Here is a 16394-nt window from a genome sequence, read left to right on the forward strand (position 1 = left end):
TATCAAAGTCACTGTGATGGTGATAGGTTTGTTTGGTTAGATTAAATTTTCTGAGTACATCGAGCGCATGCGTTTTTTATCGAGTTTACCGACGCTAGTTTTTGGCATTTCTGATAAGAACCTCACTTCACTTGGTACGCCATATTTTGGCAAATGACCTCTCTCAACCGCTTGATGACCCAGTGCCAAAATATCTGTCGATGTTGTATCGACATAATCTGGTTTTAGCACAATCAAGGCGAGAGGACGCTCACCCCAGCGCTCATCTGGCACACCAATCACCGCGATATCAGCAACGCTAGGATGAAAGGACAAAATGGTTTCGACCTCAAGCGAGGATACCCATTCGCCGCCAGATTTAATGACATCTTTGAGCCTGTCTGTAATGCTTAGCGTGCCATCGGCGGTCATGCAGGCGATGTCTTGCGTATGCATCCAGCCGCCTTTCCATAAGGTATTGCCTGCATCGGGGTTTTTAAAGTAGCTTTGGGTCAGCCACGGCGCTCGTATCACAAGCTCGCCCGTCGATTTGCCATCCATCGGTTGAGGTTGTCCGTTTTCATCCCAGATTTCCATGGATACCAGCATGATGGGCGAACCTGACAGACAGCGATAATTGAGATTGTCCTCTAGGGTCATCGACTCGGTTTTGTCATCAAATACCGCTCGAGACAGCACAGGACAGGACTCTGACATCCCAAACCCTGACATAAACTCGATACCGCACTCTATAGCGGCTTTGGCTAAGCCTTCGTTCAGCTTTGAACCCCCTAGCAGCAGTTTGAGATTCTCAAATTTACGACCGCGCTCTGCCATTTCTTTGAGGAGCATTTGTAATATGGCGGGGACACCGTGTGACAGCGTGACCTTATGCTCCTCAATCAAATCGACCAGTTTTGGTGCTAAATATCTTCCCGGATAGACCTGCTTTAGTCCTATCATAGTTGCGCCATACGGCCAGCACCACGCATGTACATGGAATAAAGGCGTCATCGGCATGTAGACATCGTTGTAGCGCGCGCCTTGACCTTCGGCATTGAGCGCTGATGCCAAGGTGCTTGCCATCGTCTGTAGTACAATCTGGCGATGGGTGAAGAAAACCCCTTTTGGATTGCCTGTCGTACCACTGGTATAAAATGTGGTCGCAATGGTGTTTTCATCAAAGTCTGGAAAATCAAACGTATCACTAGCGGCTGCCAACAGTGCCTCGTATTCACCGTCAACATAGTCAGGCAACTCTGCTTTATCAACTTCTGCATCATCAGCCCACATCACATGCTCAATAGAAGGTGCATCGTCACGATAGTCTTTAATCATCGGCGCAAATTCAGCGTTTAACAGCAATGCTTTTGGCGCAGCATGGTTGATGGTATAGAGCACTTTATCTTCAGACAGACGGACATTGACCGTTTGTAAAATCATGCCCGACATGGGTACGGCAAAATACGCCTCAAGATAACGATGACTGTCCCAGTCCATGACCGCGACCACATCACCTGCCTGCAAACCCATGTTTTTTAGGACATTTGCCAAGCGATTGACACGTTTAAAAAACTCAGCATAGCTATAAGTCACTTTGTCCGCATAGCTAATGGTTTGGTTGGTGGAAACGATTTTGGCACGGTTGAGTAGCTGCTTAATAATCAGTGGAAACCCATACGCTTCTTCGGCTTGATGGTAGTTGTCATGTTGATTGAGTATGGTTGTCATAGTGTCATCCTTGATAATAAACTGTCCTTGATAATCAGTAATGGGGCGAGCGTGCTTTTGAGTCTTAGACGCGTTCTATCACCATAGCAAGTCCTTGCCCGATGCCAATACACAAGCTGACCACTGCGTATTTGCCGCCCGTACGCTGCAACTCTCGCGCCGTACTCAAAGCGATTCTGGCACCAGATGCGCCAAGCGGATGCCCGACCGCGATGGCGCCGCCATTGGGATTGACACGCTTATCATCAAAATCAATATCCAACCCTTTTAGACAACCCAGTACCTGTGAGGCAAAGGCTTCATTGATCTCAATGACAGACATGTCATCTAGCGTTAAATTTGCACGCTTTAGTGCCAGCTTAATCGCTTCAACAGGCCCGACACCCATGATGTTAGGCTCAACCCCCATCGCACCTGATGATAAGATTTTGGCAATGGGTTTAAAGCCGAGCTTTTCCTCCGCTTGCTTTGAGCCAATGATGAGCGCAGCTGCGCCGTCATTGATACCGGAGGCATTACCTGCGGTGACCACACCATCTTGGTTTAAGGGTTTGAGTTTTTGTAGCGCTGCAATATCGGAGCTGGCGCGAGGATGCTCATCATCCGTAACGACTTTTGCGGGCAACTTCTTACCTTGCGCAACAGTGATAGGCGTTATCTCATCGTCAAAAAACCCTGCTTGTTTGGCAGTTTGGTACTTGGATTGCGATGCAGCGGCAAATGTATCCGCTTCCTCGCGCGTAATACCATACTTCTGCGCGACATTATCGCCCGTCTGCGGCATGGTATCGCTACCGAACTGCTCAATAATCTTCGGGTTAGGAAAACGGCTGCCGATGGTCGTATCAAATACTTTAAAGTCACGGCTAAACGGCTGCTCAGTTTTGGCAAAGACAAAAGGCGCACGTGTCATGGATTCGACGCCACCTGCCAAAATAATATCCCCTTCGTTACACGTAATACTGCGAGCAGCATCGACCACGGTAGACAGACCTGACGCACATAGACGATTAATGGTCTGCCCTGGCGTGGTGACATCCAATCCTGCTAACAGAGCGGCATTGCGCGCGATATTGCGAGAGTCCTCACCCGCTTGGTTGGCACTGCCTAGCAGCACTTCATCAAAAATATCACTGGGTAATTGATGTTTTTCGACCAACGCTTTTATTACGGTGGCGACCAGATCATCAGGACGCACCGTTGCTAATGCACCGACATAGCGACCAAAAGGGCTTCTTAATCCATCATAAATATAGGCATCTAACATAACGCTTCCTTGTTGTATTTTTTCACTTTGAATAAATGGTTTTATAACGATATTTTGTTGTTTGTACTAATAAATGGCCTGCTGAGTGAACAGCGACACATCAAGCTTGGCGCGGCGTTGCAGCCAAGGGCTTGGGCGGTAACGGGGATCACCTGTTAACCTGTATATACGCTCTAAAATGAGTAACACTCGCGAGGCACCAAGATGATCGCCCCAAGAGATCGGACCATACGGATACCCCAGCCCAAGCTTGACGGCATTATCGATATCCTCTGGCGTGGCAATCTTTTGCATGGCGATGTCACAGCCGAGATTGATTACCATGGCGACCACCCGCTGTGCCACAAAACCTGTACTTTCGGCAATCAGCGTGGCACTGCTCGCCTCCTGCGCATCTGCTTCACGACTATCTGAGCCTTTATTACCTGTGCTACTGCCAAATAACGCATAAGCTTGCGCCACGAATCGTTCTTGCGTGACGACGCTTGGCATCAACGTACGATGCTTTGTAAGCTCGGTAAGCATATCAATCGCAACGGCTTGCTTGGGATCGATGTGATAACGAATCGCGGCATTGGTCGTATCCTCGCCATAGATGGCGAGCAGCACCAAACTATCAGGGTGTGGTGTGTCATTATCATCGATAGTGACGTCATGAGCATTTAAGTAATCAATCAGCTGCGTTTTATCTTCTGCCAAATCAGCGCCAATCCACACTGAGCTAATAGTGGCATCAGATTTCATTGCTTTAGACGATTGATTCTGAGCGCTATCTACAGAAATCTTTTGACCTTTTTCGTATTGATAAAAACCTTCACCAACCTTACGGCCGAGCTTTTTGCCTACCAGCATTTGGCGAGTCAATGGATGCGGGCGATAACGCGCTTCATGATAGAACTGGTTATAAATTGACTCCATCACAGGATGAGACACATCAACGCCCGTCAGATCCATCAGCTCGAATGGCCCCATACGAAACCCTGCACCATCACGTAGAATGCGGTCTATTTGCTCAAAACTTGCGACGCCTTCGCCCAATATTTTTAATGCTTCGGTACCATAGGCTCTGCCACCATGGTTGACGATAAATCCGGGTGTGTCTTTTGCCACCACACCCAGATGACCCATACGTTTTGCCAAATCGGTGAGCGCGTCAACAACTGATTGCTGAGTAGAAATGCCCGGAATAATCTCGACGATTTTCATCAAGGGAACGGGGTTAAAGAAATGAAACCCTGCAACGCGCTCTGGATAGTCGCAGTCAGCAGCGATTGCCGTGACCGATAATGAGGAGGTGTTGGTCGCTAAAATAGTATCGGCGGTAACCACACTTTCTAATTGGGCAAAAAGCTGTTTTTTGATGTCTAAGTTTTCGATAATGGCTTCAACCACGATCTCAGCGGTCGCGATTTGGTTCAACTCTTGGACGACGGTCAAACGGCTTAGCATAGCCTGTAGCTCGTCATCGCTGAATTTGCCTTTGGCGGTGAGCTTTTCAAGCATGGTTTTCAGCGACTGTCTTCCCTGCTCAGCTGCGCCTGCTTTGGCGTCATATAAAAGGACTTGGATATCAGCTTGGGCAGCAATTTGGGCAATACCCATACCCATAATACCAGTGCCTACAATGGCAAGTTTATTCACGGTCATAATGATTCTCTACATAATTTACGATAGGAATTGGTCGGCGTGGACAAAAGAGATAAGCAGCATCTGCCCCTTAATAGCCTTTATACTCTGCAGGGCGCTTTTCCAAAAAGGCTTTGGCACCTTCTTTTTGGTCGTGGGTATCGAACAGAATCTGAAAGGCTTTACGCTCCAGTGCTAGCGCGCCTTCTAAAGGCATATCAGCACCCAGATTAGCCACTTCTTTGATTTGTGCTAAGGCAATAGGAGAATACTTTGACAGCTGCTCAGCGATCTCAATGGCGCGAGTGATGGTAGCCTCATCGTCAACGACTTCAGAGACCAACCCCATTGTGTCCGCCTCATCAGCGCTGATCATATCGCCAGTCAGTACCATCTTCATGGCCTTATGTTTGCCAATGGCACGAAATAAACGCTGCGTGCCACCAGCACCTGGCATGAGTCCTATTTTGATCTCGGGCTGTCCAAATTTGGCAGACTTGCCTGCAATGATGATATCAGCATGCATGGCCAGCTCACAGCCACCGCCAAGCGCATAGCCATTAACGGCAGCAATAATGGGCTTGCGACAATGAGTGATGGCATCCCAATAGCGCTCGCTATGACGCAAATACATATCAGCCGTACTGATCGTCAAAAAATCATTGATATCGGCACCAGCAGCAAACACCTTGTCACCGCCCGTCAGGACGATCGCTTTGGTTTGTGGATCCTCATTTAACTGAATGAACAAATCTGCCATTTGCTGGCGTAGCTCGCTGTTTAGCGCATTGCGTACTTTTGGGCGATTCAGTGTGATGACACTCACGCCGTCTCCTTGTTTTTCACAAATAAGGATTTGCTCTTCCATGATCCACTCCTTAAACATCATTCCGATATAAAGTACAAACACATAATAAAGTACAAACACATATTAAAACGATTATTTTGAAATAAAAATATCGCTATGCGGTATTTAATATCAATATATACTGTTTATTTTCGTTTGTGAAGGGCAAAAATTGGTTAAATGAGAAAAATTATAGAGAATAATTGTCATATTAATAATAAAAATACCGCAATGCGGTTTTTTAAACCAAAACTATTGTAATTTAATTATTCATCGATTATGCTAATTATCCAGGGACGTCACATGACTAACATCGTCAAAAAGCCGTTATGACTATCAAGTTAAAAACCGTTATGACTATCAGTCATCAATCAAACAGGCATTAATCAAACAAGGAAGATTCACATGATTAGAGATAAAGAGACCCTCGACCACATCACCCAGACCATTCGCAACTTTGTTAACGACGAACTGATTCCTATGGAGCATTGGGTTGCAGAAAATGACCGTCTGCCAGAAGACATCATTGAGCAGATGCGCGAGCTTGGGCTATTTGGGCTGACTATCCCTGAAGAATACGGCGGACTGGGTGTCACGATGGAAGAAGAAGTGACCTTGGCATTTGAGCTGGGACGCACCTCCCCCGCGTTTCGTTCATTAATAGGGACAAATAATGGTATTGGCTCTTCTGGTCTTGTGATTGATGGGACTGAAGCACAAAAGCAAAAGTATCTACCTCGATTGGCTAGTGGGGAAATCATTGGTTCCTTTTGTTTGACCGAGCCAGAGTCAGGCTCAGATGCGGCCTCATTAAAAACAACCGCGATCAAAGACGGCGATACTTACATCATCAATGGTACCAAGCGTTATATCACCAATGCCCCGCAGGCTGGCGTATTCACTGTCATGGCACGCACCGATCCGCAAAACAAACGCTCTGGCGGTATTTCGGCATTTATTGTGGAGAGTGACACGCCGGGTATTACCTTGGGCAAGATTGATAAAAAAATGGGGCAAAAAGGCGCGCACACCTGCGATGTGATTTTTGACAACTGTGTCGTGCCAGCTGATGCACTCATTGGCGGTGTCGAGGGCGTGGGTTTTAAAACGGCGATGAAAGTTCTTGATAAAGGACGCTTGCACATTGCAGCAGCCAGTACTGGAGCCGCGACTCGCATGCTAGATGATGCGCTACATTATGCGGTCGAGCGTAAACAATTTGGTCAACCTATTGCCAGCTTTCAGCTCATTCAAGGCATGCTCGCTGACTCAAAAGCAGAGATTTATGCCGCCAAATCCATGGTTCTAGATGCGGCGCGTCTACGCGATGAAGGTAAAGATGTCGTGACCGAATCCTCATGCGCCAAAATGTTTGCCACCGAAATGTGTGGACGCGTGGCGGATAGAGCCGTACAAATCCATGGTGGCGCAGGTTATATCGCAGATTATGGTATTGAGCGTTTTTACCGTGATGTGCGTCTCTATCGTCTGTATGAAGGTACGACCCAAATTCAGCAAGTCATCATTGCTCGCAACATGATCAAAGAAGCCAGCGAGTAATCTATCTCGCAGGCGTGCTCACCAAAACACAAGGCGGTATTTGCTAGGATGCTGATGCCGTTCCCTTCTCTTTATAACTCAGACTTTGATTCTCACAACGATAAGGATATACATTGTGAAAAGTGTCGCTATAACGTCAGACCCAAGCGCAAGCGCGGTCCAAAAACAGCCTTGGAAGCTGGCCTTTGTTTTTTGTTTTTTGGTATTGCTATGTGATGGCGCTGACATCGGTATTCTTGCCTTTACCTTATCTAGCCTAAAACAAGAGTTTGGATTGACCAATGTACAAGCTGGCGCGCTGGGCAGCTGGTCATTATTTGGCATGGCGATTGGCGGGGTCTTCGGCGGCTGGGCCTGTGACCGCTTCGGTCGGGTACGCGTGATCGTTCTGGCGACGGCGATGTTTTCTATCCTATCTGGTTTTAGTGGCATGGTGCACAGCTATGAGCAGTTTATAGCATTGCGGACCTTTGCTTGTCTGGGTCTGGGTAGTTTGTATATTGCGACCAATACCCTTATGTCAGAGATGGTGCCGACTAAGCATCGAACCACGGTACTTGCTGCGCTCATGACAGGGTTTACACTCGGATCTTTGGTGATTACCAGCGTTTCAGCGTGGATTATCCCCAGCTATGGCTGGCGTACACTATACCTTTTAACCTTTTTACCCATTCTGCTTTCAATATCCATGTATTTTCTAGTACCTGAGCCTCAATCTTGGAAAGAGGCGCGTGCGCGCAAGTTAAGTGGTAAGAAAAACACACTACAAAAGGCGGAAAACCCTTACAAAGCCATCTTTGAAAATCCCAAACATCGCATCATGTTTATATTGTGGTCGATGAGTTCAGGATTGTTACTGTTTGGCTATTTTGGTGTGAGTAATTGGCTGCCGTCTTATCTAGAGACTGAGCTAGGTATCAAGTTTAAAGAAATGGCGCTATATATGGCGGGTACTTACCTAACGATGATGTTTGCTAAAGTAATAGCAGGTTTTATGGCGGATAAAATCGGTCGAAAAATAGTCTTTGCTTTTGGCACCATGGGCACCGCGCTATTCATCCCTTTCTTAGTCTATATGCATACTCCAGAAAACATCGGCTGGTTAATGATTACCTTTGGTTTTTTATACGGTATTCCTTATGCTATAAACGCCACCTATTTGACCGAAAGCTTCCCGACAGCTATCCGAGGTACGGCCATTGGCGGTGCCTTTAATATCGGGCGCCTTGGCTCGGTCATTGCCCCTGTCGCTATTGGCTACATGGCGATGCATAACTCTATCGGTGCAGGTCTGCTGCTGATGGCAGGCGCGTACTTCTTGTGCGGTCTGATCCCAACTTTGTTTATCAAAGAAAAGCAGTATGATCCACAAGAGGGATAATACTGCCTCTTATAACAACGATCACTACCGTTCATACCGCATAGCGAAACAAACTCTCCGCATCGTGCTATGCTGAGACTGTAAATATACATTAATATAGTATAATTAAGGGCATCAACTGTCATTAGCATATGACGATAAGAGCAGTATCAAAAGTGGGTACTGGATCATATAAGGCTCTGAGTAGTCACTTTTTTCTAACTCTACGTAGTTACTTTTTTAAAATAGCCACTTTTTATAATACTTGTATGGACCTAATTGGGGATAATAGACCACCTATGACGAATGACACCCTTGCCAATAACGACGCTAACCATGAGCTGCATATGGAGCTTTTAGAACCCATTGCAGAGATGCGGGACAAAAACGACAGACAGTTTGTCACTGCATTGGCTCGTGGTCTTGAGCTGCTGCGCTGTTTTACCCCGCAGCGCCCTTATTTGGGCAATCAAGACCTCAGTCAGCTGACAGGGATTCCCAAAGGCACCATCACGCGTCTGACGTACACCTTGGTAAAATTAGGCTATCTAAAACAGTCGACCAATAGCAGCAAGTACCAGCTTTCAACAGGCGTGCTTGGGTTTGGCTATACGATGATGACCAACATCTCCATCAATAACCTCGCGACCCCTTATATGGAAGAGCTGGCAGATTATGCCAATAGTGCGGTGGCTATGGCGACTCGCGATCGGTTGATGATGGTCTATCTCAATGTGGTACAAGGCGCTGGTAGCACGACCATGCAGCGCAATATCGGCTCATACCTCCCTATTCATTTAAGCTCGATGGGACGAGCTTGCCTCGCCAGCATGCCGCCTGCTGAGCAAGAATTTATCCTAAATGCGATTCGCAATAAGTACAAGGATGATTGGCTAAAGATCAGACGAGGGCTAGACAAAGCTTTTCAAGATTATGAAGATTACGGCTATTGTTTTTCCATCAGCGAATGGCAAAAGGATGTCAATGCGGTTGCCATTGCGCTAATGCACCCGACGGAAGGTTTGCTCACGTTTAACTGCGGCGCGCCAAGTTTTATCTTGAGTCGCACCAAGTTAGAAGAAGACATCGCCCCTCGCCTGCTACATATGAAAAACATGATTGAGAGTAATTTATATATTAGCTAGTGTCACTCAAATGCACCCTATAAAAATAACGGTTCATCCCCACCAACTATTCAAGCGATAATCGTATAAGTCGTTGATATCGCTTTTGTATTTTATTTTCCGTGCCTTTAAGCTAGACACGTTTTTAAGGATTTATCATGAGCCAGCTTTTTTCGCCTTTGCAACTTGGGCAACTCACACTAGACAACCGCATAATAATCGCACCTATGTGCCAGTACTCTGCCAATGATGGCGCGGCAAGCGATTGGCATACGATCCATTTGGGCCAAATGAGTTTGAGCGGTGCAGGGCTACTTATTTTGGAAGCGACTGCGGTCAGTCCACAAGGACGTATCAGCTATGCTGATTTGGGATTATGGGATGACAGGACACAAGCGGCACTGGATAAAACACTAACGGCCATCAGACAGTACAGCCCGATGCCGATAGGCGTACAACTTGCCCATGCTGGGCGTAAAGCTTCAACCCAAAAACCATGGGACGGCGGCGGTTCGATCGCCTCTGATCAGTTAAATGGCTGGCAAACGGTGGCACCATCGGCGCTCGCGTATGACGAAAATTCTACTGTCCCCGCAGCAATGGATCAAAATGACATTGATGCACTCATCAGTGATTTTGTCCATGCGGCAAAACGCGCCGATGCGCTGGGTCTTGACTTGATTGAGCTTCATGGGGCGCACGGTTATCTATTGCATCAGTTTTTATCGCCACTTTCTAATCAACGTGATGATCAATACGGCGGTAATCTTGAGAATAGAATGCGCTTGTTACTTGACGTGTTTACCGCGGTTCGGGCTAAGTTTTCAAGCAATAAACCTGTGGGTGTGCGTGTCTCTGCAACCGATTGGGTCGAGGGCGGCTGGGACCTCACCCAAACGATTGAGCTGGCTAAAGCATTAGAGGCGTTAGGCTGTGATTATATCCATGTGAGCACCGCAGAACTAAGCCCAGAGCAGCAAATCCCTGTGGAGGCGAGCTATCAAGTGCCCTTTGCTGCCGCGATAAAAGAAGCAGTCAATATACCTGTCATCGCCGTGGGCTTAATCACCGAAGCCGAGCAAGCGCAAAGCATTATTGTTGAACAGCAAGCGGATGCGGTTGCATTGGCACGCGGCATGCTTTACGACCCGCACTGGCCTTGGCACGCGGCGGCCGAGCTTGGCGCAAAAGTCAAAGCGCCCAAACAGTACCTGCGCTCAAGCCCGCATGGCAAGCCGTCTCCGATAGAGTAGTTGTATAGGTAATACTGGCTCAATGGGTTGAAACTAATTGAGCCTTGTTGTTATGAGTATTGAAGTTCAATGTTAGTAATAAACGTTGATAACGCCCACTTAAAATACAAAACTGGTTAGCTACCATACATTATGGAGTAACTTAGAACAAAGCTAGCTGTTTATGTTCCAACTCCAAGTATTTGTTATGTGTCTGGGTTTGAGAGTAGTTTTTGAATGTTACACTCAAATTCTGACTGCTTTTCAGGTATTCCTTCGAAATATACTTCTGATTTTTTTAGTTCATCAATTAAGATGAGTAATGATTTAATTTTCTCCAAAAGTTTTGATAGGATCTTTACTCTATCTATAGCATTAGGATCTGATATTGGCCAATTAATAGTATATTTTCTCTGATAATATCTACTCCAGTCATCCCACTCATTTTCAGTTACAGCATTACTATGAATGTAGTTTTTAATATCTACTGTAGTATCTGAGGAACCGAGAAGGTGGAGTAATGCTTCTGAATTTATTCCTAGATTTTCCATGCAAACCTGATAAATTAAGCTATCTCGTGTGAAGCTTTTATTATTAAATCCAGCTTCAGAACATAAAGCTTCTAAAACTAACTTGTGAATTGCATTACAGTGTCCTGTTAATACAGAATCAAATTTTAGCGACTTGATGTCTACCTTAGCTGTCGCATAAATATTACATAGCAAAACCTCAATAAAGACTTCTATATCAATTGAAAGCTTAAGTAATGCCTCAGTTTTTTCATTTTTTTTGTAGTGGTTTTGCTCATTGTTATCATTAGCTTGGTTATATTCTTTTTCTAAATCAGGAATTCTAGAATAAATCCAGTTTAGAACCTCCTCTGAATCTTTTATCACCTGAGAACTTATTTGACATAAAAACATCTCATCGGTTACAGTTTTTAACCTCATCCATGTATTGAAAATCGTAGCCCTTTTTATAGCTAAATTTCTGTCCTCTTTTTGAGCTAGCTTACTCTCTAACTCATTGTGAACATACTCAACTACTGGTGCAAAATCAAAAAGAATAACTTCATTCTTTTCAACCTCGTGTTTAGTCATAAGTTCTAGAAAATCACAAAGACCTCGCTCATCAATAGATTTAATGAACTTTCCAGTCGACCTGTCAACTAATAATGATCTTACTGATATATTTTCACTCATATTACAATACCCTAAATTGAATAGTTGGATGAAAAGCCAATATTAATTACCAATTAATTAAAAATTTAATATCTATTCAAAAATTCACTAATAGCTTTCTAGAGCTTATAGCGAAGTCAAAACAAGAAAACTATTACTTACTTCACTCGAGCACCTTATTATTTATCATCTGACAAACACTGTACTTTTCTTTAATTTAATGCCTCCTCGCCACCTTCAAGTTTTTGGCTATAATATCTTGAATAGAAAAATTTTCATTTTTACTTATAAACTCTGAAACACTCAGCATTACCAAAGACAGGCATTTTTGCGTTATGAGCAGCGAAAATAGACTCCTAGTTAGCTTGGCAGTTAAATAAATATCAAAGGCTAATATGGGTAAACATAGCATATTTTTTATTGGTCTTGATACACATAAAAGCCTAATGAAGTCCCCTAAATCAAACCACAATTTCCATAACAATTTCAGTTTTTACCGAGTTGGCGGTAAAACTTTGCTCATGCGCTTGTTATATGTGAACCTGCGGTTACTACTAATCTTGATAGAACTTAGCCATCCAATCTTTAAATTCTTTTCGATGGTATTTTTGAGCAAGTTCAACTAGCGCATCAGCGTTGGTGATGGTTTCTAAAGAGCGAGTATTTTTAAGCCAACTACGGTAAGACTCAATTTTTGCACTAGGCTCATAATCATCAGGATCTTTATAGTAATACAGACTATCCCAATCAACCAATGGCTCCGAATCAAATGTCAGTATTTGCAGTAAGCCATTGATATTATTAGCTACTACGTGAAAGCCTCCCTCGCTTCCAAAGATAACTACTGGTGCTTCAATTAGGTTTTCATCTCTATTTTTTAGCCAAAAACCATACGTTGACCCAGTGCTATCTGCATTTGCAAACTCAATAATAGAACTTAAAAATTCTTCATTTTCTGAGTAAGTTTTAAGTCCACACTTATCCAAATTTATAGAGAATTCAAAACCATCAGAAAAGCAATCCATCTTTGATTTTTCATTGGCAAATTGAAGCAGAGACAAAAGAGCTTCTGGCACGTCGTGACCATTAAATTGTTCGATATATTCCTGTTCTAGCATTCTTATATCCTTAATATGATTCAATTCGATATAAATTACTTATAACCACATAGACATAACAACTCGCACACGGTATTAGCCTACAACTTTAGTATTTATGCGACACCCTGTTCTTGTCGCATCATTGCTTATTGGGCTAGGTCGCTAACTTCTCTATGTATCAAGGCTGCCACCATATTCTTTAGGAAATAAATCATCTTGGTACTCGCCTGCTCGGATTAGACTAGCAAGAGATCTAAACAGCTTAAGTTAATCATAAATTGTTGCTTAGGCTATTTTACTTAATTCTTTTCTTTTATCTTTTCAACCAAAAAATCCACCGCCGCCTTGACCTTGGGCACCAAATAGCGCTGTTTTTGATACAGCAAATAGATCGCCATATCCGCATGCTGAGTGACGGCCAACTCATGCTCAAACGTTAGCTCTTGCAACGCGCCGGACTCAAGATAGGACGCCAACGCCCATCGCGTGGACATTAAGATACCTTCGCCATTACTGGCTTTTTGTGCCAGCCACGGGCCGTTATTTGACATCGCAACCACAGGCCCTGAGACATCGTGCCATTGCTCATCCACATAACACAGCCAAGGAGTTGGTCCTGCTGGCGCTTTAAAATAAAGGCCTCTATGCTCCTTTAGCTCCATGACATGCTCAGGTACGCCATACTTTTCCAAATAACTAGGAGATGCAACTGGAATAAATTCGTTATCCATCAGTCTTATTGCCAGCACCCGCTCGTTTGGTGCGTAGCCACCACGAATCGCAATATCAACATCATCACGCCCAAGGGCAGATAGCTCGTCACTCAAACTGACATCGAGTACAATCTGAGGATATAACGCGCTAAACTCCTCTAACAACGGCAGCAATATCTTTTCACCGAATCCCACCATCGAGCTGATACGCAGACGCCCCATTGGCGTTGTTTGGTAACTTCGAACCGTTTCTTTGCTTTGCTCGAGTTGATTCAATATCTGCTGTACATCGTTGTAGTAAACACGCCCTACTTCCGTCAGTTTGACAATTCGGGTTGAGCGCTGTAATAGTGTCGCACCCAAGCTCTTCTCCAAGTCGGACACGCGTCTCGACAATGAGGATGGCGGTACATCGAAAGCCTTTGCCGCTTTGGTAAAGCTACCTGTCTCCACAACTTTACTAAAATATCGTATTGCCCGTAGTTGATCCAACCAATTTCTCCATTGAATAAATATCTAAGTATAAGTAGCGAAACCTTTTTATAAATAGTAAAACATTTTTGTCTTATTATTGTCTTAAAAGCAATAGTGATTGACGTTTTACCCTATATATAACCACATTAAAACCAGTAATAATGTGTTTAACTTAATTAGCTCAAACAAAAATAACTTTTACGTCAATAAAGGAAGACGAATTTATGATTACTTTGCACGGTTTTGCCGCAAGCAACTATTACAACATCGTAAAACATGCGCTCTTATATAAAGAAGTACCTTTCCAAGAAAATTTAATCTTCGCTGGTAGCGACGAATTACTAAAAGTCAGTCCCGTTGGCAAAGTACCTGCTATCACAACGGCTGAAGGTTTCAATTTGTCAGAAGCCAATGTCATTTGCGACTTCATCGAAGAGACTTACCCTGATACGCCGCTATACCCTACCGATGCCAGCGAACGTGCAGCTGTACGCCAAATCATGAAAATAGCGGAGCTATATCTTGAACTACCAAGCCGCCGACTGATCCCTTATGTGTTTTCAGGTACACAGGCGCCTGATACCGTCAAAGAAGAAGTACGTCAAGTGCTCACCCGTGGTATTGGTGCGTTAAATCAGGTGTGTCAGTTTTCACCTTGGATTGCCGGTAAAGAGCTGACGATGGCTGACATCTATATGCACTATGTAAACGTTGTCGTCAAAGCCTGCGCGCAAACCCAGCTTGACTGGGACGTACTAGCAGAGATACCCGGTATGAAAGAATGGAACAAGACCATGAGTCAATCTGACATTGCCCAAAAAATAGAGGCCGATCGCGTCGCCAATATGCCTGAATTTATGCAGCATGTGCAAGCTCAGATACAAGCTGCCAATGCTAAGTAGCACTTGACGGTTAAATGGCCTTTTAAGCTACATCGCATTGGATAGAACTGAGTAATAAACATTACCAATATTAAAATTATTCTTTTAATTGAACGACAAACAATCTCTCATCAATACACTAACATGAGTGATGCTACTCATATAACTACTTGCAGGAGCAAACCCTATGAGCAATAAAAACAAACAACTGGTATCCACCATCAGTGATGACAATAAATTAACCTTATCTTTAAAAGATATCGAGATGCCGCAGCCCGGCGCTGACGAAGTGGTCGTACGCATGGAAGCCATGCCATTGAACCCGTCTGACTTTGGGGTGATGTTCAGCGCCGCTGACATGTCAACCGCTGTACAGTCAGGCACCGATGACAGCCCAATTATTACCGCTGATGTGCCTGCGAAATTCATGCCAGCGCTCAAAACGCGGGTGAATAAAGACACCCCTGTCGGTAACGAAGGCGCAGGAACCGTGGTCGCCGCAGGCTCGTCAGAAGCCGCACAAGCATTAATGGGCAAAATGGTGGCGGTGATTGGTGGCGGTACGTATCGTCAGTATCACTGCGTGAACGTGAAAAGCTGCATAGAGATGCAGGACGGCACGACTGCTACCGAGGCCGCCTCGTCTTTTGTCAATCCACTCACCTCATTAGCCATGGTCGAAACCATGCGTGCTGAAGGCCACAAAGCTATTATCCATGCCGCAGCAGCCTCTAGCCTCGGTCAAATGCTCAACCGCATTTGTATGGCAGATGGGATTGATCTGATCAATATCGTACGCAAAGAAGAACAAGAAAAGCTATTGCGCGATATGGGCGCAAAATACGTGGTCAACTCAAGCAGCGAGTCGTTCACTAAGGACTTAACGGCAGCGATCATCGAAACCGGCGCAACGATTTCATTTGACCCTGTCGGTGGCGGTAAGCTCACCAGCGATATCCTAAACTGTATGGAAGCGGCCATCACTCATGATGTCGAAGAATACAGCGTCTATGGCTCAAATACCTTTAAGCAAGCTTATATTTATGGCGCGCTAGACCGTGGCCCAATCACGCTAAACCGTAATTTTGGTTTTGCATGGGGTGTGAATGGTTTCTTATTATTCAATGCCCTTGGCAAGCTTGGTAGTGAGACGGTCAAGTCGATGCGTAAGCGCGTGGCAGAAGAAATCACTACTACCTTTGCCAGCAGCTACACGCATGAAGTCACGCTAGAGGAAGCGCTACAATTAAAATCCATCGCCGCTTATGGCAAGCAAGCGACTGGTGAAAAGTACTTAATCAAGCCTCAAGTCTAATGGT

At 44.8% G+C, this 16394-nt stretch carries 13 protein-coding genes; 6 read left to right on the forward strand and 7 right to left on the reverse strand.

What is annotated here, in order from left to right; translation table 11 throughout:
- Window positions 1-36: 36 nt before the first annotated feature.
- The 4 genes from ACHUET_RS03800 to ACHUET_RS03815 all read right to left on the reverse strand — a co-directional run bounded on the left by ACHUET_RS03800 (window position 37) and on the right by ACHUET_RS03815 (window position 5471).
- A complete protein-coding gene (locus ACHUET_RS03800) occupies window positions 37-1710 on the reverse strand; it encodes a fatty acid--CoA ligase (RefSeq protein WP_394210801.1) in 1674 nt (557 codons plus the stop codon).
- A 64-nt stretch (window positions 1711-1774) separates the two neighbouring features.
- Window positions 1775-2977: a 3-oxoadipyl-CoA thiolase gene (locus tag ACHUET_RS03805; protein WP_394210803.1), complete on the reverse strand. Its 1203-nt coding sequence runs from the start codon at window positions 2975-2977 to the stop codon at window positions 1775-1777.
- A 66-nt stretch (window positions 2978-3043) separates the two neighbouring features.
- Window positions 3044-4624, reverse strand: a complete 1581-nt coding sequence (locus tag ACHUET_RS03810) for a 3-hydroxyacyl-CoA dehydrogenase (RefSeq protein WP_394210805.1) — start codon at window positions 4622-4624, stop codon at window positions 3044-3046.
- A gap of 70 nt (window positions 4625-4694) precedes the next feature.
- Entirely contained in the window at window positions 4695-5471 is a 777-nt protein-coding gene (locus tag ACHUET_RS03815) for an enoyl-CoA hydratase (RefSeq protein WP_394210807.1), read from the reverse strand.
- A gap of 384 nt (window positions 5472-5855) precedes the next feature.
- Here ACHUET_RS03815 and ACHUET_RS03820 point away from each other — a divergent pair, with 384 nt between their 5' ends.
- The 4 genes from ACHUET_RS03820 to ACHUET_RS03835 all read left to right on the forward strand — a co-directional run bounded on the left by ACHUET_RS03820 (window position 5856) and on the right by ACHUET_RS03835 (window position 10747).
- On the forward strand, window positions 5856-7010 hold the full coding sequence (locus ACHUET_RS03820; RefSeq protein ID WP_394210809.1) for an acyl-CoA dehydrogenase family protein: 1155 nt from the start codon (window positions 5856-5858) through the stop codon (window positions 7008-7010).
- Between the two features lie 115 nt (window positions 7011-7125).
- The gene (locus tag ACHUET_RS03825) at window positions 7126-8391 is read left to right on the forward strand and encodes an MFS transporter (RefSeq protein ID WP_394210811.1); all 1266 of its coding nucleotides are present in this window, start codon (window positions 7126-7128) and stop codon (window positions 8389-8391) included.
- A 278-nt stretch (window positions 8392-8669) separates the two neighbouring features.
- Entirely contained in the window at window positions 8670-9515 is an 846-nt protein-coding gene (locus ACHUET_RS03830) for an IclR family transcriptional regulator (protein WP_394210813.1), read from the forward strand.
- A 137-nt stretch (window positions 9516-9652) separates the two neighbouring features.
- Window positions 9653-10747: an NADH:flavin oxidoreductase/NADH oxidase gene (locus ACHUET_RS03835; protein WP_394210815.1), complete on the forward strand. Its 1095-nt coding sequence runs from the start codon at window positions 9653-9655 to the stop codon at window positions 10745-10747.
- A gap of 185 nt (window positions 10748-10932) precedes the next feature.
- On the opposite strand, the gene ACHUET_RS03840 is transcribed toward ACHUET_RS03835, so the two are convergent.
- The 3 genes from ACHUET_RS03840 to ACHUET_RS03850 form a co-directional block, all read right to left on the reverse strand.
- Window positions 10933-11928, reverse strand: coding sequence for a hypothetical protein (locus ACHUET_RS03840; protein WP_394210817.1), 996 nt, complete (start codon window positions 11926-11928; stop codon window positions 10933-10935).
- A gap of 533 nt (window positions 11929-12461) precedes the next feature.
- On the reverse strand, window positions 12462-13025 hold the full coding sequence (locus tag ACHUET_RS03845; protein ID WP_394210818.1) for a hypothetical protein: 564 nt from the start codon (window positions 13023-13025) through the stop codon (window positions 12462-12464).
- A gap of 281 nt (window positions 13026-13306) precedes the next feature.
- Window positions 13307-14212 (reverse strand): LysR family transcriptional regulator, encoded by a 906-nt coding sequence (locus ACHUET_RS03850; RefSeq protein WP_394210819.1) that lies wholly within the window; start codon window positions 14210-14212, stop codon window positions 13307-13309.
- Between the two features lie 206 nt (window positions 14213-14418).
- On the opposite strand from ACHUET_RS03850, the gene ACHUET_RS03855 reads away from it, so the two are divergent.
- Window positions 14419-15096, forward strand: coding sequence for a glutathione S-transferase family protein (locus tag ACHUET_RS03855; protein WP_394210820.1), 678 nt, complete (start codon window positions 14419-14421; stop codon window positions 15094-15096).
- A 166-nt stretch (window positions 15097-15262) separates the two neighbouring features.
- Entirely contained in the window at window positions 15263-16390 is a 1128-nt protein-coding gene (locus tag ACHUET_RS03860) for a zinc-binding dehydrogenase (RefSeq protein WP_394210822.1), read from the forward strand.
- Window positions 16391-16394 lie beyond the last annotated feature (4 nt).

Source organism: Psychrobacter piscatorii, from assembly GCF_043641605.1.
Classification (GTDB): Bacteria; Pseudomonadota; Gammaproteobacteria; order Pseudomonadales; family Moraxellaceae; genus Psychrobacter; species Psychrobacter piscatorii_C.